The 20,931-nt window shown below is 37.8% G+C and carries 17 protein-coding genes; 13 read left to right on the forward strand and 4 right to left on the reverse strand.

Going from position 1 to position 20,931, the window contains the following annotated elements:
• Positions 1-90: 90 nt before the first annotated feature.
• Positions 91-2,187 carry a tetratricopeptide repeat-containing sensor histidine kinase gene (locus ACYVM0_RS19015; protein WP_460559620.1) on the reverse strand — a complete coding sequence of 699 codons (2,097 nt, stop codon included), beginning with the start codon at positions 2,185-2,187 and terminating at the stop codon, positions 91-93.
• Between the two features lie 8 nt (positions 2,188-2,195).
• Positions 2,196-2,906 (reverse strand): LytR/AlgR family response regulator transcription factor, encoded by a 711-nt coding sequence (locus ACYVM0_RS19020; protein WP_460559621.1) that lies wholly within the window; start codon positions 2,904-2,906, stop codon positions 2,196-2,198.
• A gap of 176 nt (positions 2,907-3,082) precedes the next feature.
• On the opposite strand from ACYVM0_RS19020, the gene ACYVM0_RS19025 reads away from it, so the two are divergent.
• From ACYVM0_RS19025 to ACYVM0_RS19035, 3 genes are all read left to right on the forward strand, one after another.
• Positions 3,083-4,300 carry a DegT/DnrJ/EryC1/StrS family aminotransferase gene (locus tag ACYVM0_RS19025; protein WP_460559622.1) on the forward strand — a complete coding sequence of 406 codons (1,218 nt, stop codon included), beginning with the start codon at positions 3,083-3,085 and terminating at the stop codon, positions 4,298-4,300.
• A gap of 587 nt (positions 4,301-4,887) precedes the next feature.
• On the forward strand, positions 4,888-6,372 hold the full coding sequence (rpoN, locus tag ACYVM0_RS19030) for an RNA polymerase factor sigma-54 (RefSeq protein WP_460559623.1): 1,485 nt from the start codon (positions 4,888-4,890) through the stop codon (positions 6,370-6,372).
• Between the two features lie 12 nt (positions 6,373-6,384).
• The gene (locus ACYVM0_RS19035; protein ID WP_460559625.1) at positions 6,385-7,071 is read left to right on the forward strand and encodes a hypothetical protein; all 687 of its coding nucleotides are present in this window, start codon (positions 6,385-6,387) and stop codon (positions 7,069-7,071) included.
• Between the two features lie 162 nt (positions 7,072-7,233).
• Here the strand turns inward: ACYVM0_RS19035 and ACYVM0_RS19040 are convergent, their stop codons facing one another.
• A complete protein-coding gene (locus tag ACYVM0_RS19040; protein ID WP_460559626.1) occupies positions 7,234-7,953 on the reverse strand; it encodes a murein L,D-transpeptidase catalytic domain family protein in 720 nt (239 codons plus the stop codon).
• Positions 7,954-8,324: 371 nt separating this feature from the next.
• On the opposite strand from ACYVM0_RS19040, the gene ACYVM0_RS19045 reads away from it, so the two are divergent.
• On the forward strand, positions 8,325-8,906 hold the full coding sequence (locus tag ACYVM0_RS19045; RefSeq protein ID WP_460559627.1) for an RNA polymerase sigma factor: 582 nt from the start codon (positions 8,325-8,327) through the stop codon (positions 8,904-8,906).
• Complete coding sequence (locus ACYVM0_RS19050) at positions 8,899-10,296, forward strand: DUF5585 domain-containing protein (RefSeq protein WP_460559629.1); 1,398 nt, start codon at positions 8,899-8,901, stop codon at positions 10,294-10,296. Before ACYVM0_RS19045 ends, ACYVM0_RS19050 begins: the two co-directional genes overlap by 8 nt.
• Positions 10,297-10,414: 118 nt before the next feature.
• Here ACYVM0_RS19050 and ACYVM0_RS19055 read toward each other — a convergent pair whose 3' ends face one another.
• Positions 10,415-11,401, reverse strand: coding sequence for a DUF5777 family beta-barrel protein (locus ACYVM0_RS19055; RefSeq protein ID WP_460559631.1), 987 nt, complete (start codon positions 11,399-11,401; stop codon positions 10,415-10,417).
• 128 nt (positions 11,402-11,529) lie between these two features.
• Between ACYVM0_RS19055 and ACYVM0_RS19060 the strand changes: the two genes are divergently transcribed.
• The 8 genes from ACYVM0_RS19060 (at position 11,530) to ACYVM0_RS19095 (ending at position 20,896) form a co-directional block, all read left to right on the forward strand.
• Positions 11,530-12,957 (forward strand): oligosaccharide flippase family protein, encoded by a 1,428-nt coding sequence (locus tag ACYVM0_RS19060; protein ID WP_460559633.1) that lies wholly within the window; start codon positions 11,530-11,532, stop codon positions 12,955-12,957.
• 81 nt (positions 12,958-13,038) lie between these two features.
• Positions 13,039-14,688, forward strand: coding sequence for a hypothetical protein (locus ACYVM0_RS19065; protein WP_460559635.1), 1,650 nt, complete (start codon positions 13,039-13,041; stop codon positions 14,686-14,688).
• Positions 14,689-14,690: 2 nt separating this feature from the next.
• The gene (locus ACYVM0_RS19070) at positions 14,691-15,656 is read left to right on the forward strand and encodes a glycosyltransferase family 2 protein (RefSeq protein WP_460559637.1); all 966 of its coding nucleotides are present in this window, start codon (positions 14,691-14,693) and stop codon (positions 15,654-15,656) included.
• 24 nt (positions 15,657-15,680) lie between these two features.
• Positions 15,681-16,601 carry a hypothetical protein gene (locus ACYVM0_RS19075; RefSeq protein WP_460559639.1) on the forward strand — a complete coding sequence of 307 codons (921 nt, stop codon included), beginning with the start codon at positions 15,681-15,683 and terminating at the stop codon, positions 16,599-16,601.
• On the forward strand, positions 16,598-17,731 hold the full coding sequence (locus ACYVM0_RS19080) for a glycosyltransferase family 4 protein (protein WP_460559641.1): 1,134 nt from the start codon (positions 16,598-16,600) through the stop codon (positions 17,729-17,731). Before ACYVM0_RS19075 ends, ACYVM0_RS19080 begins: the two co-directional genes overlap by 4 nt.
• A complete protein-coding gene (locus ACYVM0_RS19085; protein WP_460559643.1) occupies positions 17,728-18,501 on the forward strand; it encodes a 2OG-Fe(II) oxygenase in 774 nt (257 codons plus the stop codon). The genes ACYVM0_RS19080 and ACYVM0_RS19085 overlap by 4 nt, the downstream gene beginning before the upstream one ends.
• 26 nt (positions 18,502-18,527) lie before the next feature.
• Positions 18,528-19,631, forward strand: a complete 1,104-nt coding sequence (locus tag ACYVM0_RS19090; protein WP_460559645.1) for a glycosyltransferase family protein — start codon at positions 18,528-18,530, stop codon at positions 19,629-19,631.
• Positions 19,628-20,896 (forward strand): O-antigen ligase family protein, encoded by a 1,269-nt coding sequence (locus tag ACYVM0_RS19095; RefSeq protein WP_460559647.1) that lies wholly within the window; start codon positions 19,628-19,630, stop codon positions 20,894-20,896. The genes ACYVM0_RS19090 and ACYVM0_RS19095 overlap by 4 nt, the downstream gene beginning before the upstream one ends.
• Positions 20,897-20,931 lie beyond the last annotated feature (35 nt).

Consider the following 20,931-nt stretch of genomic DNA (forward strand, 5'->3'; position numbering starts at 1 on the left):
AGCATAAAGATAGCAGTGGGTTTCAGGCTTTTTTGGGATAACCGTTGAAGGGATATTTATAATCGGTGAAAGTACGCAACAGCAGGTTTGTTAGTTATCAACTAATTGTATTTCTGCAAAAGTCCCTATTGTTGCTGACTTAAATAAAATGGTGGCATTGATCTTTTTAGCCAGTTCGTCAACCAACCTCAGCCCCAGGCCATTTAAATTCAATACAGCTTCTTCGCTGTTTAAAATATTTTCGTACTGTTCTTGTGAAAAAGTAGTGCCCTGGTTTTTAATATACAGCGACACCCCATTGGCTAAAGCTTTTGTACCAATTTCTATCTCGCTGTTTTCCGGCGAGGCCTTTACAGCATTCTGTAATAGATTGCGAACGATCGTTTGCAAATAATATGGGTCAGTATTTACAATTACGTCATCTGTGATCAAATTTTTAAAATGGATATTTTTTGCATCGCTGTTCAATTGCAATAGATTTTTACAGGAATCAATTACCGGCAATAACGGTACTGCCTGAATGTTTACTTTAAATTCGCTCATTTGTGTTTTACTCCATAGCAGCAGATCTTCCATCGTTTCCAATAATGAACCTGTAGCAGTTTGTATCTTAGTACTCAGTTCATTTTTTTGCTGATCGCTTAATGACGTAGGATTAAGTTGTTGCAGTTTTAAAAACTGGTATACCTGGTTGATAGGATTACGCAGATCGTGGCTGATGATGCCAAATAATTTTGCCTTGGTTTGATTGGCTTCTTCCAGCTCACTATTAAGCCTGGCAAGGGTATCATTTTTTTTCTGAAGAATAGTGGATGTTTTCTTTTTATTGCGGTTGATAGCCAGTAATAAAATAGCTATAAGAAAAAGTAATGTAACTCCTGTAATCAGCCACAATATTCTATTGCGTTCAACTTTTAATTGCAGGTTTTTATTCTCTATCTGTTGCTGTTTTTCTTTGTTTTGAAATTTTGCTTCAGCATCTGCAATATTTTTAGTGGAGCTTTCTGCAACTATGCTATCGTGTAAAATAGTATAGGCATCATACTTTAAATATGCCTTTTGCCAATTGCCCAGGCCTGCATAAGATTTAGCTTGCAGTAATCGTATTGTAGCAACGCTTTCCCTGCCAAACGCATAAGAATTATCTTCTGCAATGTTCAAATGCATAATTGCTTTTTCAAATTGGCCCATTTTACAAAACACATTGCCCAATGTTACATGCGAGCCCATAACAGCGATAGGCTCATTCGATTTTTGGCTAACTGCAAATTCCTTATCTGCAAAAAACAAAGCCTGCTGCATATTGTTTTGCGCTATATAATAATTAGCTAAACTGCCGTTTGCACTGGTAAGAATTTCAGGTAATGAATCATTGGGTTTCATCACCCTGTATAATTTTTTATAATTTTCCAACGCACTATCAGGCTGGTTCAAATCAATAAAAGCAGTAACTAAGTTACTATAACATAAAGCTTCTCCACGGTAATAATCCCGGTACCATAATTTTGATTCGTTTAAATATTGTACTGCTTTTGCTGGTTGCCTGATAAGAATATAGGTTTCTGCAACTTGTGAATTACTTACCGCAATATCATTCATTGTTTGATCATCCAGGGGTAGTGTTTTATTTTTTTCTACTTCAATATATTTCAATTTAAATTCGATAGCTTTTTCATACAAGCCCTGATCGAAATAGTATTCGCCAAGCATTGCTACAAGTACAGATTTGGCTTTTTCATTTTTAGTGGTGTCCACTATGTCAACCGCCTTTTTCATCATCGGTACTCTTTCTTCTCCTCTTCCGGCATAATAATAAATATAGTGTAACCGTCGCATAGCATCTGCTTCGCCTTTCAGGTTACCATCTTTTTCGTAAAAATTTACTGCCAGTAAAGTATTGGCGGCTGCACTATCATACTGTTTTAGTTCCTGAAAAGCATATCCCCTGAAATAATTAAAATAAGCACGGTAGCTAAAATTGTTTTCACTTAGTGCTATGCCTTTTGCTGTGGCATTAAGCAATGCATCAAAATCCCTTGTGTACAATATAGCTTTACAATACCCTTTAAGTGTATCCAGTTTTTCTTTTTGCGTTTTAAATTGATCCAGCTTAGGGAGCGGCGGAGTTTGGCAAAATGCCGGCTGGCTGTACAAGACGATCAGCAAACAGCAAATAAATTTAAGCATAATGCTTTTTAGATTTTTAGTTTTCCAACTACCGAACGATAAGTTTTTCCAACAGGTATTGTAGCATTGCCGCAAATAATAGTATGAGAATTGACAGCATTTATTTTTCTTAAAGAAACAGCATAACTGCGGTGTACTCTTAAAAAATTATCACCCTTTAATTTATCAATAAAATCAGTTAACGTAGTCAGCGTCAGATAATTTTTTTTCTCTGTTACTACTTTGGTGTAATCCTGCATGGCTTCCAGGTAAATAATATCAAGAGGCGATAATTTTATTTGTGTATGCCCTTCTTTTATGGTTAGTGATTCATTTTCAAAAAGCACTTCATAAGAAATGGCCTTTTGTTTCATGCCCCAATATTCTTCAATACGCTTTGCAGTGGCGGCAAACCTTTCTGCCGTTAATGGTTTTAATACATAATCAAGTGCAGAAAGTTCAAACCCTTCCAAAGCAAATTCGGGGTGAGAAGTGATGAAAACTGCAAGGGGTATTTTTTCTTTAACCTGCCTTAAAATTTCCACCCCGTTTTTTTCAGGCATCTCAATATCCAGGAAAACCAGGTCTGGCTTTAGGGTATCCACAGCCAGTAAGCCTTCGGCAGGAGTAGTAAAGCTGCCGCAGTGTTGAAGAAAAGGAAAAGCGGCAGCATATTCCTTTAACAATAATAAATCCACCAGGTCGTCGTCGATAGCAATGAAACGGATATTTTTTTGCATGTATTGGATCACTTAGTAGTTTCAAAAATACGTGATTTTAAGCCAAGTAGATTTGAATTAGCCTGCATTTTAACTATCAAAATCATTCTCTAAATACTTTACCTTTGCAGAGTAATAATAAGGTCCGTTTCGTGACAATTATTAATTATTCATTTACTCATTATCAATTATATTTTATGCCAGGTTTTGAATTATGGAGCGACGCAGAACGCAAACATGTTAACGACGTACTGGAAACAGGAATATTAATGCGCTACGGCTTTGATGGCCCACGCAAAGGCATCTGGAAAGCCAAAGAACTGGAGCAGGAAATCTGTAATAGTTTTGGCAGCAAACATGCACAGCTGGTAAGCAGTGGTACTGCTGCATTAACTACTGCATTAAGTGCATTAGGCGTTGGCTATGGCGATGAAGTGATAATGCCGTCGTTTACATTTGTGGCAAGTTTTGAAGCAGTAATAAGTGTGGGTGCCGTACCTGTTTTAGTGGATGTGGATGATACGCTAACGTTAGACCCTGCTGCAGTGAAAGCTGCTATTACACCAAAAACAAAATGTGTAATGCCCGTACACATGTGCGGCAGCATGGCAGATATGGATGCATTGCAGGCCATATGTAAAGAACATACATTATTATTGTTAGAAGATGCCTGCCAGGCAATTGGCGGCACTTATAAAGGGAAAAAATTAGGCACCATTGGTGATGCCGGTACCTTTAGTTTTGATTTTGTAAAAACCATTACCTGTGCCGAAGGTGGTGTGGTAATGACCAACAATGAAGACACTTACATTAAGTGCGATGGTTACAGCGATCACGGGCACGACCATAAAGGCAACGACCGTGGTGCAGAACCGCATCCCTTTATTGGTTATAATTTCAGGATAAGTGAATTGCATGCCGCAGTAGGTTTAGCCCAGATAAAAAGATTGCCTGAATTTTTAGCGATCCAGAAAAAAAACCATGCCGCATTAAAAAATATACTGGCTGCTGTTCCTGAAATCAGTTTCAGAAGAATACCGGATGCAGAAGGTGATAGCTGCACCTTCTTAAACTGGCTTTTACCTACAACCGAAATTATGCAGGCTGTTGTGGCAGAAATGAAGGCACAGGGAATCTTTGGTGGCAACTTTTATTGGTTCCGTCATAACTGGCACTACATTAATGTGTGGGATCACCTTAAGCATTCCATTACATTAAATGCATTGAGCCCGGAACTGAAAGAAAAAGTGATCTTCCATGCCAACAAAGATTTTAGTGCCAGCGATGCTATCATCAGCCGTAACGTTTCCACTGCTATCAGCTTAACCTGGACGGAAGAACAGGTAAAAGAAAAAGGAGAAAAAATGGTGGCAGTGATTAAGAGGGTGTTGAGAGAACAGGCGGTGCATGCGTAAACGAATTAAGCCCAAAAATGAAACTGCGGTGGTTATAAAACTATCGCAGTTTTTTATTTACCTAATACCCGCATTCGGTTTTCCCTCCATCCAATCGCATTGCTGCACACTCCCAAGCCTGAACTTAAAAGGTATGCCGGTTACTTTTTCCAGCTGCAATTCTTTTTTACAAAAGAAACCGAAATTTTGTGTATAAAAATTACCCGTTATTACCGGCTGAACGGCAGAACTTATGTTTTTAAAGGGTGTTGAGGCATTTTTGGGGGGATAACCGATAAAATATTTATTCCCTGATTTTACCAGCGAGATGTTGCAAATACGAGGCGTATCTGGTTGATTAGCATTATAAAAATGACCCCGGAACGGTGGAATATGCAGGGCTGTTTGTTGTGCAAAGACGCCTCCCCCCACAAAAATCATGCAAAAAAATAAAAATTTAGCTTTTTCCTTCATTTTAAAACTAAGTTTGTAATTAAATTTACACTTTAAAATTTATAAATACGGCAATAAGAGCGTTAAAGTTTTCGGGAAGCTGGGTACTGATGCCGGTATAAAAATTATTAAACCTTAACCAGGGAAATCGAACTATGGCTTTAAGTCAGGGATTATACCAAAAACAATTACAAAAATTATCGCCTCAGCAAATTCAGTTGATGAAGCTGCTGCAGGTACCTACCGCCATTCTGGAAGAACGTATTAAAGAAGAAATGGAAGAAAATCCGGCGCTGGAGCAGGCCGAGGAAGACCATAAAGACGAATACGACGAAACCAATGACGAGTTTAAGGATTCTGAGGATGATTTTGAAGCAGATGGCAGCGAAGATGACTATGATAATTTAGACATCAGCGAATATGTAAATGAAGGCGATGACGAAGTGGGTGATTATAAATTGCGTGACGAAAATTATCCCGAGATTGATGATGGTAAAGTGATACCACATAAAGTAGAGGTTGGTTTTAACGAGCTGATGCTGGAACAACTGGGCCAGCTTAACCTTGATGAACACAAGCAAAAAATTGCCGAACAGATCATTGGAAATTTGGATGATGACGGTTATTTACGCAGGGATATTTCCTCTATTGTAGATGACCTGGCTTTCAGGCAAAATATAATTACCACCGAAGAAGAAATAGGGCAATTGGTTTTACAAATACAACAATTTGACCCGCCGGGCATTTGTGCCCGTAACCTGCAGGAGTGTTTGCTATTGCAATTAGAAAGAAAATTAGATGAAGGCAAACATGTGGAGCTATCCATGAAAGTGCTGGACAAATATTTTGATGAGTTTACCAAAAAACATTACGAAAAAATTCAGCGGGGCTTAAGTATTAATGATGAGCAGTTGAAGGAAGTAATTAAGCAGATCGTAAAATTAAATCCTAAACCGGCGGGTAATATCGGCGAAACCAATAAGGGAGAGAGTTATGTGATTCCTGACTTTTTTATTTTTAATAATGCCGGTAAATTAGAACTTACATTGAACAGTAAAAATGCGCCCGATCTGCGTATCAGCGAAGGGTATCGTGATATGCTGAAAGATTATGAACGCGGCAGTAAAAAAGATAAACGGCAGAAAGAAGCGGTATTCTTTATCAAACAAAAAATTGATGCGGCCAAATGGTTTATTGATGCTATTAAACAAAGGCAGAATACTTTGCTGAATACCATGGAAGCCATAATGAATTACCAGCGTGAGTTTTTTATTACCGGCGATGAAACGGAATTACGGCCGATGATATTAAAATATATTGCCGAAGCCACTAACCTGGATATTTCCACCGTAAGCCGTGTGGCCAACAGTAAATTTGTACAAACAGAATTTGGTACGTACCGCCTTAAATTTTTCTTCAGCGAAAGTTTACAAACAGAAAGTGGCGAAGAAGTAAGCACCCGTGAAGTAAAAAAGATATTGAGCGACCTTATTGAAGAAGAAAGTAAAAAACATCCTTTAAGCGACGAACGCCTTACTGAATTGTTACAGGAAAAAGGATACAATATTGCACGCCGTACTGTTGCCAAATACAGGGAGCAACTGAATATTCCGGTTGCCCGTTTAAGAAAGGAATTATAAAAACAATTGTCAATGGTGAATAGTGAATTGCCGATAGCAGGTGCGCCGCTGCAGGAAGAGAAAAATACTCAGCCATTACTGATCAACATTGTTGCGCATTTTTTTTCTTATGTTTTTCATCCTTTGTTTGTGCCTTTGTATGCTATTGCTTTCCTGGCTTTTTTTCATCCCTCTTATTTTGCCGGTTTTACATTGTATGAAAAATACAGGCTGTTGCTTACCACGGGGCTGAATACTATTTTTTTTCCTGCATTTGCTTTATTGCTGATGAAGGGCCTGGGTTTTATTAAATCTGTTTTTTTACGTACCCAGCAAGACAGGATAGGGCCGTATCTCTCCAGTATGATTTTTTATTTCTGGACGGCCTGGGTATTTTTTAAAACAGAGCCGCAACTGGCCCTGATATTACCTTCATTTATGACCGGCGTTTTTTTAACTACGGTAGTTGGCTTATTGTCTAATATTTATTTCAAGATCAGCATGCATGCCATGGGCATGGGAGGTTTACTGGGCTTATTCCTGATAATAATGTTGTATAATACCATGTGGATGTGGTGGCCAATGGCGGCGGCATTATTAATTGCCGGCCTTGTTTGTACTTCCCGTTTAATTGTAAGCGATCATTCTTCCAAAGAAATTTACTGGGGTTTATTTTTTGGCGTGCTATGCCAGTTAGCTGCAGGGATATTTATTCTCTAAGTAGTTTAGTTAACCAATTCGTTCGGCATTGGTTGGTTCGAAAAAATATTTTCAAAATACGAAATACAACATACTATAAAAAAGAATCCCCGCCATACGGCAGGGTATCTTTCTCCTGTTGTGCCTAACAATAAAAACTTTAAACTGTAGAATGAAAAAAGCTTAACTGTTTAGTATTTTTGAAGCAGCGCTATACTTTTTTGTAGGGTGATACAAAAACATACAACTGCCGTTTTTTATTGTGTCGATAATTTTTTTACTTAATTTTTCGGGTATTGCGGGGCAGCCATAACTTCGTCCCAGGTAACCATTGTTGTGTAAAAAATTTTCATCTGCGTAATCTGCACCATGCACCACGATAGCTCTTTCCAATGCTTTATCATTAATACCTTTTTCGCAGCCCTGCAATTTTAATGAATACCCGTTGTTACCGGTGTATGTATTCATGGTAATAAAAAAACCTAAACTTGTTTTATGAGATGCTTCTGCGTTAGAAAAATTGCTGGCATACTCCAGTCCCGAATTTCTTCCGTGCGCTACCAATGTGTTGAATAAGATTTTCCCTTCATTCATATCCAGTACAAACAATCTTTTTTGAGAAGATGGTTTACTGTAATCAACAATGGTGAGTACGTTGGTATTATTTAATAATTTTTTTTCCTGCAGGTAGGTATATCCTTTTATAGCTTCGCTGAAAGCCTCCTGCGATATACCTGCAGCATTTAAATTCCACGCTGTGTAATAATCAGCAGCGGGTGTTATTACCGGCTTTGCGGTATTAACAGGCTTATCTGCGATTGTTTTTCCAATAAGTGGAGAAGATGTGTTTGCCATGAGCAATAAGACCGGCAACACTGCCATTGCATTACGGATTAATCTCATTCTTGTTGGGTTGTTTTCAGTTGGATACTTTGATTTACTAAAGCACTTATATAAATCGTTTAATCAAAGCTTTTTATTGTGCAGATAAATCAAACAAAATAGATTTAATTTTTTGGCATATTTCGTATTCGTAATTGTACTTAGGGTGTTTACTGCATTGTTTTACAGACAATTACTACTTATTAATGACTATGGCCATAAGTAGTACCTGATTATTATAGGATTAGCAAAAAGTGCCTGTTTACGGGCTGTTTCAGTTTCGTTATTTTATTAAAATCTTGCACAGGGAATAAAAAAAAAGTATCTTTTGCGGGAGGCAACCTTACTACAGGCTTTTACGATATACTATTTAAGCTTTTAAAAAATCATTTTTGTTAACTGCCGACGAACTAAATCTTCAGATAAGGGGCTGCGCCCTTAACCAGAGAGAGAGCCAAAAAAAACTTTATAACTCTTTCTACGGATATGCTATGTCTATATGCGACCGCTACACCAGCAGGGATGAAGATGCCTCCGAAATATTAAATGACGGCTTCCTGAAAATTTTTAAGGAGATACACCAGTTTAAACCTGCCTATACCGATGTGGTAAGTTCGTTTAAAGGCTGGTTGAGGAAAATTATGGTATATACCGCCATTGATCATTTCAGAAAAAATAATAAACACCAGAATGTAATAGAGCTTGAAACTGCCGTGGTACATTTGCCGGTACAGGAAGAAAGTGCTTTTGAAAAAATTTCCTATGATGAAATCATACGTTTTATCCAGGATCTTTCGCCGGGGTACCGCACTGTGCTGAACCTTTTTATAGTAGAAGGGTTTAGCCACGAGGAAATTGCAGGGCAACTGGGCATTTCTATCGGTACGTCAAAATCAAATCTTGCCAAAGCAAGAAAGCAATTACAGAAAATATTGTTCAATCAAAATAAAATTTCAATAGCACAAAATGCCTGATGAAGAAATAGATAAAGTGGTGAGAGATGCTGCCAATCAACATCATCCTCCTTATGACGATGAGGCATGGGGAAAGATGGAGGTATTGCTGGATAAACACCTGCCGCAAAAAAAGGACAGGAAGAAGCCTGTTATTTTCTGGCTGGCGTTCTTATTGCTGGGCAGTGCTGTATTTTTTGCCATTCAAAATGCTGACAAAAATAATAGTGCGGCCACAACTACTAATACCAGTGAAGAAAAAGGACCTGTTGATAAAACAACGGCTGCAACATCCAATATACCGGGTAACCAGGCGGCGGGTACCACAGCACCGGATAATGGTGTTGCCAATCAACAATCCAATACAATACCTGGTACAGCAACAGGCATAATTACAAATACTACCGTTACAACCAGCGTGCAAAAAAAGATTGCACAGGTACCAGTTGCCGGCAATAGTAATAATAATGCTGCACAACAATACGTGACTGCAAAAAAGAATGTTTATCATCAAAAAGGACGGTCTGCTATAAGCGTTAAAAAGCCTGGTGTTGCGGAGGACAATGATGATTTACAAACTCAGAAAGATGAATTGACTGCGAACAAAGCTGATGCTCCTGCCGGGTTACCTGCAACCGTAAAGACTGATGCTATTGCTGCCAATGATCTAAATACAACGGCAGATAAAAAGGATACAGAAAGTACAAAAGCAGATACAGCAGCCAAAGCAAAACCTGAAGCAGAGAAAACTGTTGCTGACGAAAAAAACAAGACCGCAACCAATGCTGCAAAGAAAAACAGGAAAAGCTTTACCGATAAAATAGCCCTGACAATATCTGCCGGCGGAGATCTGAGCTTTATAGAATTAAACAATGCCGGAAAACTTAAGCCTGCTTATGGTGCCGGCTTAAGCTACGCCATAGGTAAACATGTTGTAGTAAGTTCAGGATTTTATGTTTCTAAAAAAATATATTCTGCCACGCCCTATCAATATAAATTTTCCGGTTACGGGGCACCTCCCAACCTGAAGGAGATTGGAGCCGATTGTAAAATTTTTGAAATCCCGGTTAGTGTATATTATAGCTTCGGACAGGCAAAAAACCATAACTGGTTAGCTGGTATGGGCCTTTCTTCTTTATTAATGAAGAGCGAATCTTATGATTATCGTTACCAAACACCCACAGGACAAACTTATAGTTACGAAAAAACTATTAATAACCAGAACAAACATTATTTTTCGGTACTTACTATTTCCGGTGGTTATCAATATAAACTAAACAACCGTGTTTCTTTTATTGCCGAGCCTTATATAAAAATACCTTTAAAAGGTATCGGGGCAGGAGAAATAAAATTAAACAGTACCGGTTTATTAATTACTGCCGCAATAAAACCTTTTGCAAAAAAGAAATAATTATTATACACTTATCTTTATAATAAAAGGCTTCTTATTTAAAAGAAGCCTTTTTATTTATTAAACATGACGAAAGCAAAAGTGTAATTCCTGTTTTAAGTTGTATTAACTCTACCTCCTATTTCTTCTTTTTATCACGGAACAAAACAAAATTTCTTGCCATCGTAAAACCCCAGCGGTATTGGCCTTTGCCCCATGAGCTGAATGTTCTTGGAATAAACCTGTTTTCTAAAATATTAGTGGCGTTGGTAAAATTTAAATGAAATAAATGTCCCGGGGTAACAATTTCAACACCAATACCAAATGCATCATAGCGGCTGGCATCATACAAACCTGCGTATTGTTTTTTCAATGCAGCTTCAGAAGATGCAGAACGGAAGGGATGAAAATAATCGCCTACCAAAACAAACTTTTTACTTAACGGAAGGCGAATACCGCCACCCAATGCAAACATACCTTTCTGATCGTTGGTTACTACATAGTTGGTGTGCACATAAGTTGGATTCAATTGCAGGCTGATGTTACCAAATTTTCTTGCTACCATCAGTTGCACTACCTGGCTCAGTCGGTCGGAGAAATCAGCAAAATGATTTTCTTTTATGGCCAGCAGTCCGGCGCTGTTATTAGTATCGGCAGCCATTGTACAAGCTACAATATTTGCAAATACGGTAATTGATACGGGATGTTTGGGATCGTTTTCCATTTGTTTTACAAACTGGTATTTTAAACCGGTTTCAATTAATTGCCCCAGGTTACCGCCGCCTTTGGTTCTGGAAAAAAATACATTCAGTTTATCAGAAAGCCCTGCCTGGAAAGCGATCTTTACATCCGCAGCATTGTCTAAACCAAAAAATCTTTTTATCCCCCCATTAGTGCCGGCGGCATCGCCAAAATTATGCACCACTTTAAATTCAAGAATACCTTTATGCAATACTTCAACTGTATTGGCATTAATTAATTTTTGAGAATAGAAAACTTTAGTAGGTTCGCCTGCAGGCTGTTGCTTACCGTCCATCGAATTCATGAGTTTGGTTACCGCAGAATCTTCCTGTGCCAATACAGCGGTACTGATGAGTATTGAAAAAAGTGAAATGATTTTGTACATACATTATAGGTTTTTGATTGTAGTACTTATCGCAGTAAATAATACAATGGTTGCCAGTGTAATTGCAAAATAAATATCACCGCAATTAAATAACTTTATACATTACAGCTGGTATTACCACTACAACAATGAAAAGGAAATTCCTTCATGATATCTCAGCCAACTTACTTCAGGTAGTCATCAACCAGTTGTGCGGCCTTGCTATTTTTTATATTCTTTCTGCCTGGCTTGATAAAAATGATTTTGGAGAAATCAACTGGTCGCTGGCAGTGTTGCTTACCACATTCAATATTCTTTCTTTTGGCATTGACCAGGTATCAGTAAAAAAAATTGCATCGGGAAAAGATATACGGCTAACAATTTCAGCTTATGTAATGCATGTTGTTGTTTCGGGATTGATCATGTACATTTTATTGTTGAGCTGTAATTTTTTCTTTTCGCAGTTCTTTCAAACACACCAGTTTTTATTATTGATCGCCATCGGAAAACTGATGATCTTTTTTTCAACCCCTTTTAAACAATTGGCTACCGGTTTAGAAAAGTTCAGGGCTTTACTGTACATGGCTATTTGCTCCAATATCTTACGCAGCCTGTCTTTAGTGGTATTGGCTTTTACTCATCAGCTTACTATTGAAGTCATTATTGCGATCTTTATTGCGGGTGATGTGGCAGAATTATTACTTTGCCTGCTGCTTACAAAATATTATTTAAAAATTCCTTTATCCCTGCAATGGAGTACTCCCATTTACAAAGCATTACTTAAAGAATCGCTGCCGCAGCTGGGAGTTGCCATATTTACTTCGGCCATGGCAAGGCTTGACTGGATATTCCTGGGTTTAATGGCATCCAATATTATACTGGCCAATTACAGTTTTGCCTACAAGGTTTTTGAAGTATCCACGCTACCACTATTGATCATTGCGCCATTGTTAATTCCACGATTTACAAAAATATTCAACCCTGCAGTGGCCATTACAGATAAAAAAATGAGTGAGTTGTTTGTTTTATTGCGTTACGAAATTATTATTGCCTGCGGGGCAGGCCTGGCATTGAATATTTTATGGGTGCCGGTGATTGACCTTATTACCCATAATAAATACGGTGCGGTAAATAAACAAACCATACTTATTCTCTCCCTTTGCCTGCCGTTTTTATATTTCATTAATTTTTTCTGGACGATAAGTTTTGCACAGGGGCATTTAAAAAGAATCTTTTATATTTTTCTCATTTGCTTCGTAGTTAATTTAACGGGCACCATTGCTTTAATTCCTTTTTTCAGCGCCGAAGGTGCTGCTATTGCCTACCTGGTTTCAATTATTGTTCAATCCGGGTTGTTTTATAAACAATCCGGGTTTAAGCAATATCATGCCACCATTGGCGGCACAGTAATGCCATTGCTTTGTGCCATTACTGCCGGGGTACTCGGCAATTTGCTTTTTAGTAATGTATGGCTCATATTTTTTGCTTCTTTTTTGGTGTATTTCCTTAGCCTGGTATTAACCAGGCAAATCAGGCGCACGCATTGGTATTTATTTAAACAGGTTACAGGTTTGTAACGGGCAACCTAAAATGATGATTTTGCGATTATTATAGTACGGGTTAAAACAACTGATACTTTACGCAAAACACAACACCGGGTGAGCATTAAAAAAGTAACTGCCATTTTACAAAAAAAGCTTGCAGCCATCGACTGGAAATTACTGGTTTTTCTTTTATTATTTTTAAATGTAAAACTGGTAGTAAAAGTTGCTGCTGTAGTGCTGCTGTATTTTTTGCGCCCCGGTTTTAAATTGGGTTTCAGTTTTACTACACCACGACTTCCTGTTTTTTATCTTTTAATAACCGGGATCGCCATTTTCAACTGGCTTACCAGTGGTTTGCTGACCAACATCAATTATTCATTAGCTGTGGTAACCGGAATTTTTTTCTGGTTACTTTGTATTATTGCTGCACACCAGGTAAAATCGGCTGTTGAAAAAAACGACCCGGAAATCATTCATCAGACACTGCTCGTTTTTTTTATCATTAATGCAATTGCCTCGCTGGCTACGTACGGCAGTATTGTTTGGGAAACCGGGGCAATTAATCCCTACAAGTACCAGGGTAATTTTCAAAAATATTTCATTGGTACCGGCGATTATATCAAAGGTATTACGCTGGATACCTCTACCACCAATGCCGTGATCAGTGCATTTGGTGTGTTGTATTTTTTATTACGCAACAAGTCGGGCCTTGCTTTATTATGCATGGTAATACTATTATTAACCGGAAGCAATGTTACCAACCTGCTATTGTGCTGTGTACTGTTGTATATTTTTATTTTTCAAAGTACCAAAAGCCAAAAAAGTATCATTGTAGTTTGTCTATTATTCCTTGTAGTTTTCCTGGCAAAGATCTCTCCTGAAAATACCAATTATATAACGGATGCCTATGAAAAATTTTCAGGCAAAACAAAACATTCCAATGGAAAAAACAATAAGATCATCCCTGTTACAGAAAAGCCCGACAGCATTTTAACCCACGATGAGAGGCAACAAAAAACTGCCATACTTTATATAGACAGTATGGCGGCTGCAATGCTGGCAAAAAATAATCCTGCCACAACAACCGGTACAGCAACTATTATTACTGCTGATAATCTAAAAAAGAAACCCGAAATACCAAAAGCCAACATTCACAGTGCTCCTTATCAACATAAAAACGACACCACTGTTTTCCAGGAAAACCTGATAGCTTTTATCAAAGCCGATAGTATTGAACAATCCGTATCATCTGTAAAGCGATACAATATGCCGGGGAAAATAATTGCACTGTTGCAAACCGCAGCTTACTTCAAAATGCATCCGCTGAAAATTATTACCGGAACCGGCATGGGTATGTTTTCTTCCAAACTGGCATTCCGGGTAAGTGCTTTAAAAATTGCAGGAGGATACCCTGCCAGGTATGCATTTATCAGTAATGATTTTAAAAATAACAGTCTTGCTTTGTACCTCAATTATTTTACTAAAGGAAGTGAAACTCATTCGTTGATCAATACACCCAATTCTACCTACACACAATTAGTTGGTGAATACGGATTGGCAGGAATCTTTGCCTTTATATTTTTTTACCTGGTCTTTTTTGTAAAGCAATATAAAAAACTCACTTATGGCATTCCGGTATTGTTACTGATGACAGGCGCCTTTTTTTTAGATTACTGGTTTGAACAATTATCCGTTACCGTTTTATTTGAACTGTTATTGTTTTTGAATATTAAAGAAAACACAAAAGCACCAGCTGCAAAATAGTAATGAAGCAAGTTCCTGAAATAACAGTTTTAATGCCTGCGTATAACGCCGCAAAATATATTGTTGCGGCAGTAACTTCTGTGTTAAACCAGTCTTTCCAAAATTTTGAATTATTAGTTATTAATGATGGTTCTTCAGATGATACAGAACGTATCGTAAAAAATTTTGCAGACGAAAGAATCAAGCTCATCAACCAGCCACACCAGGGTATTGCGGCGGCATTAAATATCGGGTTGCTGAACGCTGCTGCACCCTTGATTGCCCGCTTTGATGCGGATGATATTTGCTATCCTGAACGTTTGCAGATTCAATACGATTTTTTTAAAACCAACCCGGAGTATGTATTAACAGGATCGGATGTAGATTATGCCGATCATAACAGCGAATACCTGTATCACTATGCCAACGTGGGGCATACGCATGAAGAGATCAATGACAGGATCGGCAGTTTTTGCCCTTTTATTCATTCTTCGGTAATGTATAAAAAAGAGACGGCACTTGCTATCGGCGGTTACGACGCCAGGGCACACACGTTTGAAGATTATCGCCTCTGGATAAAATTTATTACCAAAGGAAAAGTATGCAATACAAAGAAGCCGTTGATTATGGTACGACTAAACCCGGAGTCGGTAACGGTGGATGAAAAATTACGCGGTAAAAGATTTGGGGTATTAAAAAAAGAGATGCTGTTTACTGACAGCATATCAAAAAAACAGGAAGAAGAGCTGCTTGAAATTTTACAGCGCCAGGATTTTATGCGGTTTAAAAATTACAGTTACAATATACTGGTTGCAAAAAAATATTTGTGGAATAATTATCAGCCGGCCAAAGCAAGGTCCAGTGTGCGTAAGGCAATACATTTTATGCCTTTTCAAACCACAGGGTATGGACTTTTTATTTTATCGTGCCTGCCACAAAAATTTGTACACCGTTTTTATAAAAAATATAAGCTATTAACCAGTTCGTAAAAAATTACTGCTATTGATGGCAAAATGATCCGCAATACTTTAAAATATTATTACAATAAATGCTACCAGAAGTTTCACTATGATACTTTTAAAAATGCTGTGCTTACAGGCAAACAGCTTGCGGAGGCCAATAAATCAAAAATACATATTGCCGGCCTTGACGATGTTGCTTTCCAGGTCTTTTCTCAATATGGTGAGGACGGCATCATTCAATATATTATCAGCCGGGTAAAAATCCCTAATCCTGTATTTATTGAATTTGGCGTGGAATATTATACAGAATCGAATACCCGTTTTTTATTGCTGAATAATAACTGGCAGGGATTGGTTATAGATGGCAGCAAGCAGCATATTCGTTTTATTAAAAATGATTTTATTTACTGGAAGTACAGTATTACGGCCTGCCATAGTTTTATCACCAGGGAAAATATCAATACTCTTATCAGCAATTATACCAGTTGCAGCGATATCGGCTTGTTAAGTATAGATATTGATGGCAACGATTACTGGATATGGGATGCCATTGAAGTAGTGAAGCCGAGAATTATAATCTGCGAATATAATTCCACTCTTGGTTATGACAATAAAGTAAGTGTGCCTTATGCAGCAGACTTTGAGCAAACCAGGGCGCATTTTTCAAATTTATATTATGGTGCTTCGTTAGCGGCCCTTTGCTACCTGGCAGAAAAGAAGGGTTATGATTTTATTGGTACTGCAAGCACCGGCGTAAATGCTTTCTTTGTGCGTAAAGATCTTTCAGCACCATTTACCAAATATACTGCCGCTGATGGATTTCATGAATCGGTGAACCGCAGTTCAAAAAACAAAAAAGGGCAACTTGATTTTTTACAAGCTGCTGAAAGATTGCATGTAATTAAAGATATGCCGGTAACGGATGTTGAGTCGGGCTCATTACACACAATAAAAGAATTGTACCGCTTATGAAACCGGCAACTACCATAAAATTATTTTTAGATGCCCATATTTTTGATGGTGAGTTCCAGGGCAGCCGCACTTTTATAAAAGAGCTGTACAATATTTTACTGCATAAAAAAGAACTTGAACTATACATTGCTGCTTACGATATTGAAAACCTGCAGCAGTACTTTCCTAAAGCAGAAAATGTTTTTTTTATCAGGTTAAAGAGTCGTTCAAGTATAAGAAGGCTTTTATTTGATATTCCGCTGCTGATAAAAAAGTATGGCATTCACTATGCCCATTTTCAGTATATGGTGCCGGTGATAAAAAATTGCAGGTTTATTGTAACTACGCATGATGTGCTGTTTAACGAGTATCCGAAAGAGTTTCCCCTATGGTACCGCTTAAGCAAAAATTTTCTTTACAAAAAAGCTGCTAAAAAAGCAGATATACTTACTACAGATTCTGATTATTCCAAAAAATCAATTCAAAAGTATTTGCATGTACCGGCAAATAAAGTAAATGTAATAAGGCTGGGTATTAATGCCTCCTTTTTTGAGCCTTACGATCAACAAACAGCAAAGGATTTTATAAAAAATAAATATGGTTTTGATAAGTATATTCTTTTTGTAAGCAGGCGGGAGCCACGAAAAAACCATACCCTTTTACTGAAGGCCTATTTAGACCTGAAGTTATACGAGGCCGGATACCATCTGGTTTTTATAGGACACGAAAGTATTACAACACCAGAGTTTGATGGTATGCTGAATGCTTTATCCCAAACTATAAGGGCCTTTATCATTTTTAATGAAAAGGCCAGTGATGAAGACCTGCTGAATTTTTATAAAGCCGCTGCAGTTTTTGTGTATCCTTCAAAGGCAGAAGGATTTGGTCTGCCACCATTAGAAGCCGGGGCTTTAAAAATTCCTGTTGTATGTTCTGATAGCTCGGCATTGGGTGATTTTACTTTTTTTGGTAAACATCATGTAAATACAGGCAACTATATCGCTTTTAAAAACGCTTTGTATGATGTATTGGCCAACAAGCCGGATAATAATTCGCTTGCGGCTATTGCGGCAACAATACAGCAGCAATACAACTGGCAAAATACAGCAGACCATTTTTACCGGTTACTACAACAAAACAGCATGTCATGATCAATTTTGATTTTTTACACCACAACAAAGAGAAGCTGAGAACAGATTACCTGCTGGCAAAGCCCTATCCGTACCTGGCCATTGACAATTTTTGTGATCCGGATAAGCTCAGCCGCATGTATGATGGCATTCCTGAATTGAAAAATAAAAGCAGGGATTACATTTTTGCACACAACAAATTTGAAAAAGCCAACTATAAAGAACTGGGGCCTTTATTTGAAGAGCTGCAAAAAGACCTGTGTTCAGATGCCATGAATGATTTTCTGAGTTATATCGCCAACGAAAATGTTTTTGTTGATCCTGTTAATCATGGTGGCGGTTTGCACCAGGGGCAAAAGAATAGTTTCCTCGATATGCATCTCGATTTTAATTACCACCCGATGCATAAAAACTGGTACCGTAATATGAACCTGTTGTTATACCTGAACAAAGACTGGAAGCCGGAATACAGGGGGCATTTAAAATTAGTTGACCTGCGAAGCGGCGAAGAAAAAGAACTGGAAGTACCGTTTAACCGCATGATCATCCAGCAGACAAGGGCCTATACATTGCATGGCTATGGCATGACGCATTTCCCGGAACATAAGTATCGTACATCTATTGCCACGTATGCGTATACTGTGCACCAGCACCATGTGGAAAAGCCACGTACAACAGATTGGATTGTAAAGGATGCAGCGCCTGCTAAAAAGTTTATTGCCGCTATTTACGGGCCGGCAGTAAAAATTAAAAACAGTTTGTTTGGCAGCAATACTGCAAAAAATCAATAATGATGTAACCCTTAAATATATCATACATGAAAATAGGCATTATCGGTACCAGGGGAATTCCCAATGAATACGGCGGGTTTGAACAACTTGCAGAAAAACTCTCTGTGGGTTTGTTGCAAAAAGGTCATTCTGTAACGGTATACAATTCCCATAAACATTCTTACCAGGAAAAAACATTTAATGGTGTTGATATTGTGCACTGTTTTGATGCTGAATACAAGCTGGGCACCGCCGGACAATTTATATATGATTTTAATTGTGTAATGGATGCCCGTAAAAGAAATTTTGATGTATTACTTTTCCTGGGGTATACCAGCAGTTCGGTTTGGGGCAGGCTATATCCTAAAAACACCGTCATTATTTCAAACATGGATGGCTTTGAATGGAAGCGGCGCAAATATTCAAAACCGGTAAGGCAGTTTTTAAAATATGCAGAGAAACTGGCGGTAAAATTCAGCGACTATTTTATTTCTGATTCTATTGGCATGCATACTTATTTGAAAAATAAATATGGTAAACACAGCCAGTACATTGCCTATGGTGCCGAAATACTGGATAATCAGAGGGAAGAATGTTTATCAGAATATAATCTCCATAAAAAAAATTATTTTATGCTGATGGCCAGGATGGAGCCTGAAAATAACATTGAAATGATATTAGATGGATTTCATCAATCAGCTTCAGAGAAAAAGTTTGTGGTGGTGGGCAATACCAATAACAAATTTGGTAAACGGATAGTAAAGAAATTTGAACAGGATAAAAGAATAATTTTTGCCGGGGCAATTTACGATACACAAATTACCCATACACTTAAATACAATTGCCCGCTTTATTTTCATGGCCATACCGTTGGTGGCACCAATCCATCATTAATAGAAGCCATGGCCAGCCAGGTATTGATTGCTGCACATGATAATAATTTTAACCGGGCTGTTTTAGATGGCAATGGCTATTATTTTAATTCCTCTAAAGATGTACAGCAACTTATAGAAGCAGTACAACCAGCTATAAAAGAAGAGACCATGACGTTGAATAATTTTATGAAAATCAAGAACAGCTATAACTGGCCATTGATCATTGACCAGTATGAAAAATTTATTGTGGAATGCCATACCCATCATAAAAAATGAGATCACTTTTTATCATTCACGATACTATCGCTAACAAGATCAGCTACTACCACCTGGCTTGTTTTTGTATTGCCCTTCCATTCGATTTTTTTTATAGCCAGTTAGTGCTGATAAGTTTTGCCATGCACACATTGATTCACCTTAAAAAAGACCGGCTGCCACTGCTATTGCACAAAAACACTATACTGCCGGTTTCGGTTTTTTTATTGAGCGTGGCTACAATTTTTTACAGTACAGATAAAACGGAAGGATTAAATATTGCCGGCCGTCAGTCGGCTATTTTTATTATACCGGTATTACTGGCGCTTAACCCACTTAATTTTTCCATTTACAAACTACCGCTTTTAAAAATCTTTGCCTTTACCTGTACCGCAGTAATATTATATCTCTATATTGATGCCATCCGCACCATATTATATTTTCATTTACCATTTTCTGCATTATTCACGACAGCATTTATCAATCATAATTTTTCGCTGCCGGTTGCCATGCATGCAACATACCTTTCAATGTATGCCGCCTTTGCTTTACTCATTTTTTTATACGCTATAATTAAAACACAAAATCATAACGAAAAAATATTTTTTATAGCCTGCTGTTGCCTTCTTTTTACCGGTATAGTACAATTAACATCAAGGGCTGTTTTGGGTGGTATGCTTTTTATTATTCCTGTTGGGGTATCTTTCTTTTTACTCACCGGCAAAAAGAGAATAATATTCCTGGGTATTTCAGGAGTTATAGCTGTAGCCTTGTTTTTTACAATTACAAAAATTGATGCCTTTAAAACAAGGTATGTAAGTGAGCTTAAAAATGATCTTACCCAGGCGGCCATTAACAATGAAATCCTGGAGCCCCGTGTAGCCAGGTGGCAACTGGCTTTTGACCTGGTAAAACAATCGCCGGTAATTGGTTATGGAACGGGTACTGAAAAGGAATTATTAAAACAAAAATATTTTGATAATAAATTATACATCTCTTACCTGGAAGAGTTTAACGAACATAGCCAGTACCTCAGCTCTTTATTAAGAGCCGGAATAATTGGCCTGTGCCTGTACCTGTTTGTATTGTACCATGGCTTTTCAGTTGCGGTGAAAGATAAGGATTTCCTGTTTTTTTCTTTTATGGCTTTAATTGCTATGGTATCTGTTTCAGAAAATATACTTGATCTGAATAAAGGCATATTTTTTTACAGTTTCTTTTTCTCATTTTTTTTAACCGGCAGTCAATCGCAAATATTGTACAGAGGCAACCAGGCAACATTTTGATACGTTTTTAATAGTATACATAAACGGTCCGTAGG

This window comes from Ferruginibacter profundus (assembly GCF_054783275.1).